The 15495-nt window shown below is 63.3% G+C and carries 14 protein-coding genes; 4 read left to right on the forward strand and 10 right to left on the reverse strand.

The annotated features are described in order from the left end of the window. Positions 1-229: 229 nt before the first annotated feature. Positions 230-1381 (reverse strand): homocitrate synthase, encoded by a 1152-nt coding sequence (gene nifV / locus AABA48_RS09925; RefSeq protein WP_338270109.1) that lies wholly within the window; start codon positions 1379-1381, stop codon positions 230-232. A gap of 216 nt (positions 1382-1597) precedes the next feature. Further along, the gene (locus tag AABA48_RS09930; protein WP_338270111.1) at positions 1598-2293 is read right to left on the reverse strand and encodes a type 1 glutamine amidotransferase; all 696 of its coding nucleotides are present in this window, start codon (positions 2291-2293) and stop codon (positions 1598-1600) included. 257 nt (positions 2294-2550) lie between these two features. Here AABA48_RS09930 and AABA48_RS09935 point away from each other — a divergent pair, with 257 nt between their 5' ends. Further along, entirely contained in the window at positions 2551-4137 is a 1587-nt protein-coding gene (locus AABA48_RS09935) for a methyl-accepting chemotaxis protein (protein WP_286350325.1), read from the forward strand. Between the two features lie 56 nt (positions 4138-4193). Here AABA48_RS09935 and AABA48_RS09940 read toward each other — a convergent pair whose 3' ends face one another. Further along, a complete protein-coding gene (locus AABA48_RS09940) occupies positions 4194-4823 on the reverse strand; it encodes a hypothetical protein (protein WP_338270115.1) in 630 nt (209 codons plus the stop codon). Between the two features lie 192 nt (positions 4824-5015). Here AABA48_RS09940 and upp point away from each other — a divergent pair, with 192 nt between their 5' ends. The 3 genes from upp (at position 5016) to AABA48_RS09955 (ending at position 7889) form a co-directional block, all read left to right on the forward strand. Beyond that, the gene (gene upp / locus AABA48_RS09945) at positions 5016-5645 is read left to right on the forward strand and encodes a uracil phosphoribosyltransferase (protein ID WP_338270117.1); all 630 of its coding nucleotides are present in this window, start codon (positions 5016-5018) and stop codon (positions 5643-5645) included. A gap of 18 nt (positions 5646-5663) precedes the next feature. Then, positions 5664-6914, forward strand: coding sequence for a uracil-xanthine permease family protein (locus tag AABA48_RS09950; protein WP_192905087.1), 1251 nt, complete (start codon positions 5664-5666; stop codon positions 6912-6914). 69 nt (positions 6915-6983) lie between these two features. After that, complete coding sequence (locus AABA48_RS09955; RefSeq protein ID WP_338270120.1) at positions 6984-7889, forward strand: YceI family protein; 906 nt, start codon at positions 6984-6986, stop codon at positions 7887-7889. A 114-nt stretch (positions 7890-8003) separates the two neighbouring features. Here the strand turns inward: AABA48_RS09955 and AABA48_RS09960 are convergent, their stop codons facing one another. From AABA48_RS09960 to AABA48_RS09990, 7 genes are all read right to left on the reverse strand, one after another. Continuing rightward, positions 8004-9272 (reverse strand): rhodanese-like domain-containing protein, encoded by a 1269-nt coding sequence (locus AABA48_RS09960; protein ID WP_192905085.1) that lies wholly within the window; start codon positions 9270-9272, stop codon positions 8004-8006. A 433-nt stretch (positions 9273-9705) separates the two neighbouring features. Next, positions 9706-9813 carry an RCKP-type rubredoxin-like domain-containing protein gene (locus AABA48_RS09965; RefSeq protein WP_010941597.1) on the reverse strand — a complete coding sequence of 36 codons (108 nt, stop codon included), beginning with the start codon at positions 9811-9813 and terminating at the stop codon, positions 9706-9708. 23 nt (positions 9814-9836) lie between these two features. After that, complete coding sequence (locus AABA48_RS09970; RefSeq protein ID WP_338270123.1) at positions 9837-11273, reverse strand: M16 family metallopeptidase; 1437 nt, start codon at positions 11271-11273, stop codon at positions 9837-9839. A gap of 37 nt (positions 11274-11310) precedes the next feature. Continuing rightward, on the reverse strand, positions 11311-12807 hold the full coding sequence (locus tag AABA48_RS09975; protein ID WP_286350329.1) for a M16 family metallopeptidase: 1497 nt from the start codon (positions 12805-12807) through the stop codon (positions 11311-11313). A 42-nt stretch (positions 12808-12849) separates the two neighbouring features. Further along, positions 12850-13932 carry an MlaD family protein gene (locus tag AABA48_RS09980; protein ID WP_010941594.1) on the reverse strand — a complete coding sequence of 361 codons (1083 nt, stop codon included), beginning with the start codon at positions 13930-13932 and terminating at the stop codon, positions 12850-12852. 15 nt (positions 13933-13947) lie between these two features. After that, positions 13948-14712 carry an ABC transporter ATP-binding protein gene (locus AABA48_RS09985; RefSeq protein WP_286350330.1) on the reverse strand — a complete coding sequence of 255 codons (765 nt, stop codon included), beginning with the start codon at positions 14710-14712 and terminating at the stop codon, positions 13948-13950. 10 nt (positions 14713-14722) lie between these two features. Then, a complete protein-coding gene (locus AABA48_RS09990; RefSeq protein ID WP_010941592.1) occupies positions 14723-15493 on the reverse strand; it encodes an MlaE family ABC transporter permease in 771 nt (256 codons plus the stop codon). Positions 15494-15495 lie beyond the last annotated feature (2 nt).

Below are 15495 nucleotides of genomic sequence, written 5' to 3' on the forward strand. Positions count from 1 at the left end.
CGCCTTTGCCTGGTTACCCGATTTCGTTGCATGGATGGGCACAGCGTTGTGCCGATTGTTTGTCATTTGTTTAGCATAGGCCGTGCCACTCTTGCGCGCATCGGACCGGCCCAGTAATTTCAAAAAGTTATTGCTCAGCTGAAATTTTTGACGACCATACAAGAGGGGGCACGCTGATCGCCCGCCCCCTCTTGTGCACATTATTTATGCAACCATGAACATCAGCGCATCATGCTGCCAGGCGGTCATGCTTTCCCGCCGCGTAGAGCCGGCGGAGATCGCCGTCGGAGAGGGGGCGCTTGAGCCGCTGGGCCACGGCGCGCACCTCATCCATCAGCTCTGCGGCCTCTTCGCGCGCCAGTTCCACCCCCATGCTCCGGAATCGCTCCACGAGACCGCTCGTCCCCGAATGCTTGCCCACCACGATGTGGCGCCGAAGCCCCACCTCCGCCGGATCGAATCCCTCGTAATTGAGGGGGTTCTTGATGACGCCGTCCGCGTGGAGCCCCGATTCGTGAGAAAAGACCCGCTCTCCCACCACCGCCTTCCAGGGAGGTACCGGCCGCTGGGAGGCACGCCCCACGAAGCGCGAGATCTCATGGAAGCGGTGAGTGTCGATGCCCGGATCACACCCGCAGGCGAGCTTGAGCGCCATGACCACCTCTTCCAGAGCCGCGTTGCCGGCCCGTTCGCCAAGGCCGTTTACGGTGGTGTTCACAAAACGGGCACCGGCCTTGATTCCGGCGATTGCATTGGCGGTGGCCATCCCCAGGTCATTGTGGGTGTGCACTTCGATATCGAGCTCCGGCACGGCCGTCCGCAGCGTGCGCACCGTTTCGTACATGGTGAAGGGTTCGAGAATGCCGAGGGTGTCGCAAAAGCGGAACCGGTCGGCCCCCATATCGCGGGCGACCTCCATGAGCTCCACCAGGAAGAGGGGGTCGGCCCGGCTCGAATCCTCCCCTCCCACTGAAACGTAGAGCCCCCTCTCCTTGGCGAAACCGAGGGAGTGCCTGAGCTGCTCCTTTACCCAACGGCGGTCCTTGCGCAACTTGTGGGCGATCATCTGGTCGGAAACCGACAGGGAGATGTCCACCGCGGTGATGCCGCAGTCGATGGACGCCTGGATATCGGCCACCAGCGCCCGGTTCCAGGTGATGAGCCGGGCAGGGAGCCCCAGGTCAACGAGCGCCCGAACCGCGGCGCGTTCGTCCTCTCCCATGGCCGGAATGCCGCACTCCAGCTCCCGGACCCCGATGGAGTCCAGCATGCGGGCAATGGCTATCTTCTCTTTCTTGCTGAAGACGACCCCGGCGGTCTGTTCGCCGTCACGCAGAGTGGTGTCGTCGATGATGACTTCGTGCTTAAGGGTATGTTCCATGGCCCGTCTCCTTTCCGGCAAACGAAAAGGCCCCGGAATGCTGTTCCGGGGCCTCGGTGCCCTGCAAGACTGAATCTGTCGGTTATGTACGTTTAGATAAGCACGAGCCGTGCCAGGCTCTAGCAATCGGGAAAACCGCCGTCCTGCGCGGCAACGGGGGAAAACGACCGCCTCCGGGCTGCGCAAATATCAGGCACCGCGGCAGGGACGGCCCACTTATCGGGCTCGCTTCATCCCCGCAGCCACGAGAAAATTGCCCAGCATCAGCCGGGACGCCGCCCGATACTCCGTCTCGGCAGCGGCAAAAGCCGCCAGGAAGCTCTCCGCGTCCGGTGCCGTATCCCCGCTCCACCGGGCCCAGGTGTCAACGATCTCCCGGTTAACCTCCGGGTGAAACTGGAGCCCCCATGCCCGGTCGCCCACCCGGAACGCCTGGCGGGGGCAGACGGCGGACGAGGCCAGCAGGACGCCGCCCGCGGGGACGGCAAAGGTGTCGTCATGCCACTGGAACGTGATGAAACGCCGGGGAATGCCGGCAAAGAGCGGATCGCGCTCCCCCTCGACGGTCAGATCGACGGGGAGAGTCCCCTTCTCGCCGTCGGCGCCGGAGGTGACCGGCGCACCGAGCACGTCGGCAAGGAGCTGCCCGCCGAGACAGATGCCCAGATAGGGACGGCCGGCCGCCACGCAGCCGCCGATGAACGTCTTGACCGTTTCGAGAAACGGATGCTTCTCCGTGTCGCGGACCCCCATGGCGCCGCCCAGCACGATGGCCGCAGTCACCTCGGCCGGCAGCGGCAGCGGGTCGCCGGCGCAGGGGTGGACAAGGGTAAAGGAAATGCCCTCTTCCCGCAGGAAATCGCCGAAAATCCCCGGCGGCACTTCAGGGTCGTTCTGGATCATGATCAGCATTGGTCGCCTCCCTCCGAATGCCTGCCCATGAAACAGGCACCGCGTACTTAATGCCGGCTTCGTTTGCATAGAACGGGCCGACTACCCGCTCCGTTCCTCCCGAAGCCCAATAGGACATTCCCCGAAATGCATTCAAGTATTTTAATGAATTGATTATTTGCTTATTTTTTCACTAAACATTTTTTAGTATCAGCCGATAAATTCTATAGCTATCAAGCGCAATATCTTCACCATTTGTTTACAGTGGGAGGCTTCTAATGTTAGCTAAAAAACTGGCATTCAAAGTACTGTCGATCCTCGGGATATGCCTTTCGCTCGGCCTCTTCACGCTGGGCTCGGTGGCGGGATGGCTCCAGTTCAGGTCATCCCTCGATCTTCAGCTCAAGAATGCCCGTAACCTGGCCGGGCTCATCATTCACGATATTGACGGCTACATGATGAAGGGCGACTCCTCGGAAGTGGACCGCTTCATCTCCGCGGTCAAGAACAAGAATTTCATCATGGACCTCAGGGTTTTCGACGAGCAGGCCAAAGAGGTGTCGCCGACCCCCTCCCAGACCCCCAATACCAAGATCCAGCAGGCCATCGCCGCCGGTCGCACCCTTGAATTCAAGGAAACCCTGGACGGCAAGCACACCCTGAGCCTCGTCCTTCCCTTTCCCAACGAGCAGCGTTGTCAAAGCTGTCACGACGCCGGCGCCGCCTACCTGGGCGGGCTCCTGGTCACCACCTCCATCGAAGAGGGCTATGTGGGCGCCCGCCACCTGCTCATCATGCTGGCCGTGGTGGGAACCGTTTTCTTCCTGGTGCTTCTGGCCTGCATGTACTTCTTTTTCAGCAGGACGATCATTGCGCCCATTGCCGATGTCTCGCGCCAGGTGGACGAGCTGGCCAGCGGCGGCGGCGACCTGACCAGGGTCCTGCCCGTACGGACCCAGGACGAGATCGGCAACCTGGCGAGCGGCATCAACCGTCTTACATCGACCATCCAGGGCATCATCATCCGCATCGCCCAGAACGCTGCACAACTGGCATCGGCGGCGAGTCAGCTCAATGTGACCTCGGCGGACATGGCCCGGAGCATGGAGGCGGTAGCCGGCCAGGCCACAACCGTTGCCACGGCCAGTGAACAGATGGCTTCCACCTCCCAGGAGATCGCGGGAAGCTGTTCAATCGCCGCCGACGGCGCCATGCAGGCTACTGAAACGGCCCGGGACGGAGCGGAGGTGGTGGAACGGACCATCGCCGTCATGGCGAGCATCGCCGACCGGGTCAAGGACACGGCCCGGACCGTGGAAAGCCTCGGCAGCAGGAGCGACCAGATCGGCGAAATCATCGGTACCATCGAGGACATTGCCGACCAGACCAATCTGCTGGCCCTCAATGCCGCCATCGAGGCAGCCCGGGCCGGTGAGCAGGGACGCGGCTTCGCCGTGGTGGCCGACGAGGTCAGGGCCCTGGCCGAGCGCACCACCCGCGCCACGAAAGAGATCGGCTCCATGATCAAGAGCATCCAGCAGGAGACCCGCGGTGCGGTCACTTCCATGGAGGAGGGGGTTCACGAGGTCACCCGCGGCACCGACGAGGCCTCGCGCTCGGGCGAATCGCTCCAGGCGATCCTCCAGCGCGTCTCCGACGTAACCGGGCAGGTGAACCAGATCGCCACCGCCGCCGAAGAGCAGAACGCCACCACCGGCGAGATCACCCGGAACATCCAGGACATCACCGATACGGTCCAGAGTTCGGCCCGCGGTGCGCAGGACTCCGCTCAGGCGGCCGGCCAGCTGGCCAGCCTGGCGCGCGAGCTGCAGGAACTGGTGGGTAACTTCAAGATCGGTGCCTGAGGCATCCCCCCGGCGGTTGCGTGCACACAGCCGCCGGGGGAACGTCGCGGTAGGGTTCAGTCGGAAAAGTCGGCCAGGGTGCGGAGGGTTTCGGCCAGTTCAGTCCGCGCCACGGCAAAGAGCTTGTCAAGCACGCGCACCGTCGGGGCGGGCGGATAGAGGGGCAACGCCACGCGGTAGATGAGGTCCAGGTAGGAGTCCTGCCGGTTCTCCTCCAGGAAGAGCATCCCGTAGGGGAGGATCGGCGCCGAGAGCAGCGCGTCCTCCATGACGGCATCATCGTCGCTCCAGAAGGGGATGATCATCTCCAGGGAGAGGCAGAGCCCCACGCCGGTCAGGTCTTCGCCGGCAAAGACGAGTACTTCGTCCTGCTGGGGACTGTCGGGCACGATCGCCTCCGGGCAGACCAGGCCGGCAGGGATGACCATGAGTCGCCCGTGCATGGGATCCAGACCGTAGGCCCACCCTTTTCGCTCCAGGTAGCGCTCCAGCGAGCGGTACGCCTTTTCCTGAAGGCGTCCCACCCCGGCATAGAAGTGACCGCGAAACTCGTGGCACCGCAGAATGAGTTCGTCCAGGGTGATGAAATCATCTTCCCCCGCAACCGGACGTCCCGACCGCTTCTCCACGTTGTTCACCACCAACCGCAGCTGCGGTCGCTTCCGCTCATCCTTGTCCTTGCTCATGCCGCCCCCGCTCCCCTTCCATGGCTCCGTTCGGTACCCGCTCAAGATACCTTTCCGCGTTGCGCAGTGTCAACGGAAAGGCGACGGCGCACCGAGCGGCGCACCGTCGCCGCCGGCGCGCCCTTTTCAGATGACTTGTCTGACAAATTCGGGTACTCTTCCGGCCGGCGAATTACCACAACGGAGGCATCCATGGGCGTTCACGAGCTTACCCACCCGTTAGTCAGACACAAGATCGGCCTCATGCGCGAGGCGGATATCAGCACCAAGAAATTCCGGGAACTTGCCGCCGAGCTGGCACGGCTGCTGGCCTACGAGGCGTGCGGCGACTTCCCCCTGGAGGTCCGGACAATTACCGGCTGGGACGGCAACCCCGTGGAGATCGAGCAGATCAAGGGGAAGAAAGTGACGGTGGTCCCCATCCTGCGGGCCGGCATCGGCATGCTCGACGGCGTTCTCGACATGATCCCCAACGCAAAGGTGAGCGTGGTGGGGCTCGCCCGCAACGAGGAGACCCTCGAAGCACACACCTATCTGGAGAAGTTCGTGGGCAAGCTTGACGAACGGCTGGCCGTCATCCTCGACCCCATGCTCGCCACGGGCGGTTCCATGGAAGCAACCATCAGCATGCTCAAGCGCAACGGCTGCCGCCAGATCAGGGTCCTGGCACTGGTGGCGGCACCCGAGGGGCTCGCCCGGGTCACTGCCGCCCATCCCGATGTGGACATCTACGTGGCGGCCATTGACCGCTGCCTCAACGAACACGGCTATATCCTCCCCGGTCTCGGCGACGCGGGGGACAAGATCTTCGGCACCAAATAACTTCCCGCGGAGCATGCCATGACCCACCACCAGGAACCGGTCTGGCGCCAGGCCATCGCCGGCGCGCAGATCCTCTTCGTCGCCTTCGGCGCCCTCGTGCTGGTGCCGATCCTCACCGGGCTCAACCCGAGCATGGCCCTGCTGGGCGCCGGCATCGGCACCTTGATCTTCCAGGCATGCACCGGGCGCAAGGTCCCCATCTTCCTGGGTTCGTCCTTCGCATTCATCGCGCCGATCATCTACAGCGTCCAGACCTGGGGCATCCCGGCCACCCTGTCGGGGCTCTTCGCCTCCGGCGCGCTCTATCTGATGCTGGCCCTGCTCATCAAGTTACGGGGCGTCGCATTCATCCACCGGATCATGCCTCCCGTGGTGGTTGGCCCCATTATCATGCTCATCGGCCTGGGGCTCGCCGGCGTGGCGGTCAATCTGGCCATGGGCAAGACCGGCGACGGCAAGGCGGTGCTGGTGGACTACCAGACCGCCCTCCTGGTGGCCGGCGTATCGCTCGCCACCACCGTGGTCATCGCCCTGAAGGCAAAGGGGATCTTCCGGCTCATACCGATCCTTGCCGGGGTTGCCGTGGGCTACAGCCTCTCGGCGTTCCTGGGGCTGGTAAATTTCAGCGCCATCGCCGCGGCACCCTGGTTCGCCGTGCCTCCCTTCGTGACGCCCCAGTGGAGCTGGCCGGCGATCTTCTTCATGATCCCGGTGGCGCTTGCCCCGGCCATCGAGCATGTGGGCGACATCATCGCCATCGGCGCCGTTACGGGACGCGACTACACCGCCCGACCGGGGCTCCACCGCACCATGCTCGGCGACGGGCTGGCGGTCTGCGTGGCCGGCCTCATCGGCGGGCCGCCGGTGACCACCTATTCCGAGGTGACCGGCGCGGTCATGATCACCCGTAACCACAACCCCGTCATCATGACCTGGGCCGCCTGCATCGCCATCCTCATGGCCTTTTTCGGCAAGTTCAACGCCCTGCTCCAGTCTATCCCCACCCCGGTCATGGGAGGGATCATGATCCTGCTGTTCGGCAGCATCGCCGCCGTCGGCCTCAATACCCTCATCCATGCCCGGGTCGACATGCACCGGCCCCGCAACCTGATAATCGTGTCGCTGGTGCTCGTATTCGGCATCGGCGGCCTGACCCTCCAGGCCGGCTGGGTGACTCTCCAGGGGGTGAGCCTCTGCGGCATCACCGCCGTGCTCCTGAACCTCTTCCTGCCCAAGGAGAAAAGAGACAGCGCCCAGCAGACATTCTGACCCTGCCTTGACGAGCACTCTCTCCGTGGTAGCATCTAGCCATCACCCAACCAAAGAGAGGGGTGCGACATGGCAAACGTCACAATCGACAGGGAAGAGTTGCGCACGGGGCTGACCGGGCAGGCTCTCATCGTCATCGACGTAGTGCCCAAGGAGTACTTTGGGGAGTGTCACATTGCAGGCGCCTGCAACGCCTGCGTCTACGAGGTGGCGTTCCTGGACCGGGTGAACGCCATAACCGCCGACAGGGATGCGGCCATCGTGGTCTACGGGTCCAGCGGCCGCTCCCGGGACGCGGCAGTGGCGGCGGAAAAACTTGCCGCTGCCGGTTACCGCAATGTGAGGGCCTTTACCGGTGGCCTCCACGAGTGGCGCGAAGCGGGCTATCCGGTGGAAGGTGCCCCGGAGCAGGCCGTTCCCATACCCACACTCCAGGACAGGACCTACCGGGTCGACCCGGCCAAAAGCATCCTCCACTGGGCGGGCCGCAATATCAACGGTCGACACCACGGCACCATCGCCGTGGCAAGCGGCGAACTGACGGTGCCCCGGGGAATGCCCGTCCGGGGACGGGTGACCATCGACATGACCACCATCGCCAACGCCGACCTGGCCGACAGCGCCCTCAACCGCCTCCTGGTCGCCCACCTGCAATCGGACGACTTCTTCGACACCGCCCGCCACCCCACCGCCTCCTTTGACCTGACCGGTGCCGAACCGCTGCCGGACGCCACCCCCGGCACCTCCAACTACCGACTCTCGGGCTCACTCACCATCAGGGGCACGAGCCACCCCATCGCCTGCCCCGCCCTCATCGCCCCCCGGGACGACGGCGGCGTCACGGCCCAGGCCTGCCTCGACCTGGACCGGACCCGCTGGAATGTGAACTACGGCTCTGGCAAGTTCTTCGAAAAACTGGGGATGCACCTGGTCAACGACCTGATCAGCGTGGAACTGCACGTGGTGGGGTACTGAGGGGACGAAAAACGGAGGGGCACCGGAACAGCCGCCAGACAACCGGCATTCCGCCGGTGCCCCGCTCTTCCGGTGCCCCCTGATCCTCCGAAGCCGGAAATGTCCCGACCAACGCTACTCGCTGAAAGTATAACTCCCGTCCGCGGCGAACTCCACACCGACCTTCAGGAATTTGAGGTTGTACCCCTTGTCCTTCACCAGGTCGTAGACCATCTCGGCCCGGGTGCCGGTGGAGCAATGAACGAGTACCGGCCGGTCGAGGGGTATTTCGGCAAGGCGCTTCGCGGCTTCTTCCGCCGGGATATTGACCGCCCCCTTGAAATGCCCCTTCTCGAACTCGCCGGGAGCCCTGGCGTCAATGATCATTGACTTTCCATCCTTCAGTGCCGCCACAAAGTCGGCCGTGCCGACTTCACCCGGGGCAAGCTTTTTCACGTACATGACTGTCGCAGCCGCGGCACCGGTCTTCAGTTGCTTACCGGCCTTCTGCCATGCGGCGACCCCACCCGGGAACACCGTGGCGTTCTTGTACTCCCAATCCCTGGCCAGTTCAAGGGCTTGGTTCACATCTTCGGCGCAGTCCGAGTAAAAGACCAGGTGAGCCCCTTTGTACGAGGGGAACCCGGACTGGGCGGCCGCAAGTTTGGCTGCGGGGATGCCGACGGCCCCGGGGATGTGACCGGCTGCCACTTTTTCGGGGGACCGCAGATCGACCAGGACGATATTCCCCTTCTCAACAAATGCCAGGCTCGACTCCAGCGGCAGTTCGGCCTTTTTCCATTCGGGCTCCCCCTTCAGATAAACGCGGACCTTTTCGTACCCCATCTTTTTCGCCAGACCGGCGGATTTGGGACTGAGCACTCAGGTGACGCCGCCGCAGTAAAATACCAGAACACGGTCCTTGGGGACCGCAAGGAGCGCCGGATTCTTTTCCAGGTCGGCAAAGGGAATTGATATGGCAGTCGGAATATGGGACTCGTTGTACTTCCCCGTGGGGCGCGAGTCGATCAGCAGATACCCCTCCTCCGGCCCTTTGGCCACCAGTGCCTCAAGCTCTCCGGTCTCCATGGCCGTCACCCCCTCCGGCAGCTTGGCGACGACCTTGGAAACGGATTTCGCCACGTTATCGAAACCGTCGGCCCGATAGTCGACCTGGAGGAGATCGTCTGCATGGATATCCTTGATGGAACCCGCATTGGCAAACGTTGTCCCGTCGGTCACCCGGACGAGCACCACTCCCTTGTTCTCCACCGTGAGGGAGATCTGCCCCGCCTTCACTGAAACGGTTTTCACCTTCCCCTTCACCTCATCCGCCGCCACGTTTCCGGCAAGCGCGAGCGCCAGGGGAACCACAGCCAGCACACTCCAGGCCTTTGTTTTCATCGGTTGAACGTGCCTCCTTGAACGTTTTGTGCCACTTCAAATGCAAACAAAATACCAAAGCGACAAACTTTACAGCAGATTCGCGAACACCATATTCCGCAGGGATTGTGCAGCTTCAAGAAAGATCGGGACAGAACGAATACACGTCAAAATTACGTCAAATACTTCTGCTTTGTCATAGCTACACTGACTGTCCCCCAAGTGAGCCGGGGATTCTCCCGGAGGAAATGTCTCGCAAAAACGCAGGGTGCCGGTGCGACAGGAAATCGGCTCGCTGGCTGTTACGGAGAATCGGGGAAACGCAGGCGGCGCTTGGAGCTTTTTCGAAGGGAGAATCCCCGGCCCCCTTTAAACCAGCTGAAAGCAAATGTGACAAAGTAGGATTGATTGCCTTCAAACAAAAAGGGCGGCCCCGTCGGCCGCCCTTTGCTCGTCACTCCTGCTTCTCGAAATTCCCCTTTTCCTGGCACTGGGGACACTTCTGGGGCTTGCAGCGCCCCTCCTTGGTGAAACCGCAGGTTCCGCACTTCCAGGTTGCCATGCTGTTGTCTCCTTTCTTCGGACTTATTTCCCGTTCTCCAGCTTGATCTCCTGAACCGTGCCGAAGGTGGAGAGGGGCTTGTCGAAAGTCTTGTCGTCACCGACCACGAGGATGGTCAGCCGGTCGGGGTGCAGATACGTCCGCGCCACGCGGAGGATGTCCTCCTTGGTGACCCGGGCGATGTTGGCGCGGTAGTTTTCCAGGTACCCGTCGGGATAGCCGTAGAATTCAAGCCGGGCCCGCTGGTTGGCAATGAAGTCGGGACGGGCGAAACCGAAGATGAAGGAGTTGATGATCGCCTCCTTGGCCAGGTTCAGCTCCTGGTCGGTCACCGGCTCCTTGCGCATGCCGTCGATGATGTCCCGCATGAGACCGATGGCCTTGGCCGTGGATTCGCTCTTGGTTTCCGTTTCAGCTTCGAAGGTGCCCACAAAGCGGCGCCCCACGTCGAAGGAGGCACTCACGTTGTAGGCCAGCCCCTGGTTGGAACGGATCTCGGTGGTGAGGCGCGAGGTGAAGCCGCCCCCCAGGATGTAGTCCATGACCCTGATGGCGTAGAGATCCGGGTTGTTCTTGTCGATCCCCAGGTGCCCCATGCGGATGGCCGACTGGTTCACCTCCTTGCGCGCCAGGAGCACGGCGGGCTTCATCTCCCGGGACGGTTCGGCCACGGGCGGGAAATCGACCTTCTCTTCCTTCCAGCCTGCAAAGGCCTTTTCCAGGAGCTTCACCAGTTCCTTGGGGTCAAAGTCGCCGGCAGCGGCGATGACAACGTTACCGGGGCGGAAATAGCGGTCGTGAAACGCCGCCAGATCGTCGCGGGTGATGGACTGGACCGTGGCCACCGTAGGGAAGCGCCCCAGGGGGTGGCCGGTATAGAGGGCCTTCTGGAGTTCACGGTCGGCGATTCCCTTGGAATCGTCATTCTGGCGGCGGATGGCCTCAATGGTCCGGTTCTTTGCCAGGGTAACCCGGTCTTCCCGGAAGGCCGGGTTCATCATCACCCGGGCGAACAGTTCCAGGGTCCGGGGAAGGTTGCGGGACAGGGACGCCAGGGAGACATTCCCCGCATCGCTGCCGATACCCCCCTCCACCGAGGAGGCCATGAACTCAAGCTCCGCGTCCAGGGCCTCGGGGGCCATATCCCTGGTGCCGCCGCTCCGCATGACCGCACCGGTGAGCCCGGCAAGGCCCGCCTTGTCGGCCGGCTCATAGATGCTCCCCACGTTCACGTAGGCCGTGAGGCTCACCACGGGCAGCTCCCGGTCCGGGAGCATGTGGACGACCATGCCGTTTTTCAGCACCGCCCGCTCGGTCCGGGGGACCTCGAAGTCCGGCTGCGGGAAGGTCATGGTGCGGGGGTCGGCCTTTGCTGTTTTGGGCGCCTCGGCGCCCAGGGCGGCAAGGGGTACGAGTACCAGAAATGCTAAGAACAGGGCGAAACGTTGCGTAATGGTCATTCGTGCGTCCTCGTTCGCGATAAGGTTGGCTGTGCCGCTACTTTACGTCTTCTTTCTTCGTGATGACCCCCACGGTCCGGTTCTCGCGGACGAAATACTTCCGGGCCACCCGGATCACGTCGTCGGGGGTCACCTTGGCCACCTCTTTGCGGTGCTCGATCAGGTACCGCCATGAGCCGGTGACCGCTTCATACTCGGTCAGGTTGCGGGCGAGCCCGCCGTTGGAGATCATCTGCCGGCTTTCCTCGTATTCCAGGCGATTGAGGATCTGCGCCAGCTCCCGCTCGGTCATGGGCTCCTTCTTGAGCCGCTCCAGCTCCTCGTAGATGGCATCCTCCACCTCCTTCGCCGTGTGGGGCGCGCGGGGGGTGGCGGCCAGCACGAAGAGGTTGGGATAGCGGCTTCCCGGGGCAGAAAAGGTTGAGACCTCGGCGGCCAGCTGCTTCTCCACCACCAGCTTCTTGTAGAGGCGCGAGGTGCGGCCGTCGGCCAGGATCATGTCGATCACGTCGAAGACGTAGTCGTCGGGATTGGGCAGGGTGGGCTTGTGGAAGCCGACAAGCAGTTCCGGCTCCGCGTCGGCCAGGATCTCCACCCGACGCTCACCCTGCTGGGCGGGCTCCACCACGGCCACCGGTCCCACCAGGGTCCCGGGCGGGATATCGCCGAAGTACTTCTCAACCAGGGCGATGGTCTTGTCCGGGTCGATGTCCCCCACCAGGGCAACGATGGCGTTGTTGGGCTTGTAGTAGCGGCGGAAGAACTCCTCGGCCTTGGTCCTGGTCAGGTTCTCCAGATCGGACATCCAGCCGATGATCGGCTGACCGTAGGGGTGGGCATTGTAGGTGACGGCCACGAAAGTCTCCCAGAGCTTGGACCCCGGCTCCGTGTCGTAGGAGCGGCGGCGCTCCTCCATGACCACGTCGCGCTCGGTGTAGAACTCGCGCAGCACCGCGTTCTGCATCCGGTCCCCCTCGATGGCGGCCCAGAGCTCCAGCTTGTTGGAAGGCATGTTGATGAGGTAGGTGGTGCCGTCCTTGCCGGTCATGGCGTTGTAGCCGGCCCCGCCGTTGCGGGCGTAGATCTCGGCGAACTCCTCCTTGATCACGTACTTCCCGGCATCGGCCTCCAGGGCATTGAGCTTCTTGCCGAGTTCATCCACCCGGCCGGCGTCGGCCCGGGCGCCCTTGGCCTTCTCGGCGATCAGGGCCTGGGCCGTTTCCTCGATCTTGTCCAGGAGCGGCTTTTCGGCGGCATAATCCTTCGTGCCGAGGGTCTTGGTCCCCTTGAACAGCATGTGTTCCAGCAGGTGGGCGATTCCCCGCTCGTCGCTGCGCTCGTCCACGCTCCCCACCCGGAACCGGATCCACGCCGCCACCGTGGGGGAAGTATGGCGCTCAACCATGAGGAGCTTCATCCCGTTTTTCAGGGTATGCTCCCGCACCCGCTCCTCAAGGCCCGCGCCGAGGGCCGGGAGGATGACAACCAACGCCAGCAGCATTTGCACTGCGATGCACATAGCCGATCTTTTCATGTCCTACCTCAGTTGAAAGTGATTGCCGGGTCGTTCCGGCCGTCAGAACAGCGAAAACTTCACGTACCGCTTGGGGTTTTCCTTGATGTCCCTGACGAGCAGGTCCAGGTCGTCCACCATCCGGTTGAGCTTGTCGTAGAGCTCCTTGTCCGACAGGAGCTTGCCGGCGGTCCCCTCGCCCCGCTGGAGGCGCGTGGTGATCTCTTCCAGGGAGGAAAGGGAGCGGTCGGCCCGGTCGATGAGGCTCATCCCCTTGTCGTAGAAGCCCCGGTCGGCCAGGAGGAGCCCCAGGGTTCCCTCCTTGGCCACCAGCTTGCGGTTCAGCTCCCGCACCTCGTCCGCGGCACCGCCGGCCTTGTCGGCCACCGCCACCAGCTTGTCGTAGAGCTCACGGTCGCGAATAAGCTTGCTCAGGGTCCCTTCCGACGACTGGATCTCCGCCAGGGTGTCGTCGGCGCGGGACAGGATCTTCATGAGCCGGTCATAGGGCTCACGGCTCCGGTTGAGCATGCCGAGGGTGCCCTCGCCCCGGTTCACTGAGCCGGCGATGGTGTTCAGTTCCACCGTGAGCCGCACCAGGTTGTCGTAGAGCTTGGGGTCACTGGCGAAACGCCCCAGGGTCCCCTCGCCCCGCTCGGTCTTGGCCACCACGGCGTTGACCCGCTCGAAGGCCTCGCCCGCCTTCTGGACCACGTCGTCGAGTTTGGGGAGGCTGGTGCCCTGGAGCCGCGTCACGGGTGTGGCGATGATCTGGCGGGTGGGGGTGATGTCAACGTACTTTTCCCCCAGGAGTCCGCGGGTCTTGACGGTGATGACCGAGTCGCGGCCGATCTTCTTCAGGGCCTCCTCGTCCACCTCAAGCACCGCCTCCACCTCATTGCTCTGCTCGGGGCGCTCGAAACGGATGTCGGTGACGATGCCCACATCGACCCCGGCCAGCCAGACCGGAGCACCCACCTTGAGTCCGGCCACGTCGGTCATGATCACCGACAGCCTCCCCTTGGGCACGAAGAACTTGGTCTTGTCCCCCATGATCAGGACCCCGCCGGCAAAAAAGGCCAGGGCCGCCAGGACGAAAAGCCCGCCCCGCACCTGGGACCACGATATGGTGTCGCTTCGTTTCATGAACTGTCCTCTGTTCTAGTCGCTGTTCCTGAAGAGCGACGCCTCCGACGGCGTCAGGAACTCGCGGATATCGGGTACGGCGCACCGGCGCATCTCCTCCTCGGTCCCCTCGAAGAGGAGCCGCGCTTCGTGGAGGAACGAAAATCGCTCGGACACGGCGAAAGCGGTTTCCAGGTCATGGGTGACCATCAGGGTGGTTTTCCCCTCCCCCTGCAGGCGGAGCATCAGGTGCTGGATGTTGTAAACCCCCACCGGGTCGAGGCCGGTGGTGGGCTCGTCGAAAAAGATGTAGCGCGGCTCGGCGGCCAGGGCCCGGGCGATGGCCACCCGCTTTTTCATGCCGCCGGAGAGCTCTGCCGGATAGAGGTCGATGGAGTGCTCGAGCCCCACGAAGGAGAGCTTCTCAAGCACGATCCGCTCAATCTCCCCCTCGCCGAGGCGCCCCTCCTCCAGCAGCCGGTAGCCCACGTTTTCTCCCACCGTGAGAGAATCGAAGAGCGCCCCCCCCTGAAAGACGATGGCGATCTGCTTCCGGAGCCGGATCAGCTCGCTCTCGCTCAGGCTCCCGATGGGGATGCCGTCGATGGAGATGGTCCCGGCCTGGGGGCGGATCAGTCCCAGCATGAGCCGCAGGATGGTGGTCTTGCCGGCCCCGCTCCGTCCCAGGATGGTGCGGTTCACGCCCGGCGCGAAAAACAGGTCGAACTCCGTGAGGATCGTCCGCCCGCCCACGGAGTAGGAAACCTTGTCCATCCTGATGCCCTGTTCGCCGCCGCTCACGTCGTCGCCCTCACCGGAACACAATAAATATCTTGGTCATGAAAAAATCGGCCACCAACACCATGACCGATGAGAGAACCACTGCCCGCTTGGCCGACGTCCCCACCCCCTCGGCGCCGCCGCTGGTGGAAAGCCCCACGTAACAGCCGATGAGCGCGATGAGCGTACCGAAGACAAAGGGTTTCATCACCCCCTCGATGAGGTCCTGGAACACCATGAACTGGGGCAGTGACTTCCAGTACATGAGGAGGTTGATGTCATACCCCGCCGCAATGATGTACCCGCCCAGCAGGGCCACCGCGTCGGTGACCAGGGCGAGCATGGGCATGGCCAGCATCAGTGCCTTGAGGCGGGAGGTGACCAGCCGGCTGACGATGTCGGTCCCCTCCACCCGCATGGCGTCCACCTGCTCGGTCACCACCATGGTGCCCAGCTCGGCGGTGATGGACGAGCCGACCCGGCCCGCGACCATGAGGGACGAGAGGACCGGCCCCAGCTCCTTTACCATGGTTACCGCCACCATCCCCCCCACGTAGCTGGTGGCGGCGAAGGGCTTGAGCTGGATCAGGGCCTGGAGCGCCATGACCATGCCGGTGAACAGTCCCGTGAGGCAGATGATGAAGAGGGAGCCGACGCCCATCTTGTCGAACTGGATGACGAATTCCCGGTAGTAGCCGGGGCGGCGGAAGATGCGCACCACGGCCCTGAGCGACAGGACGCAGAACGCCTGGAATTCGGCGAGGAAGCTTTTGACGGTGTGTTCAATGGAGGTCAATGGCATCG

Source organism: Geobacter sp. 60473, assembly GCF_036323535.1.
Taxonomy (GTDB): Bacteria; Desulfobacterota; Desulfuromonadia; order Geobacterales; family Geobacteraceae; genus Geobacter; species Geobacter sulfurreducens.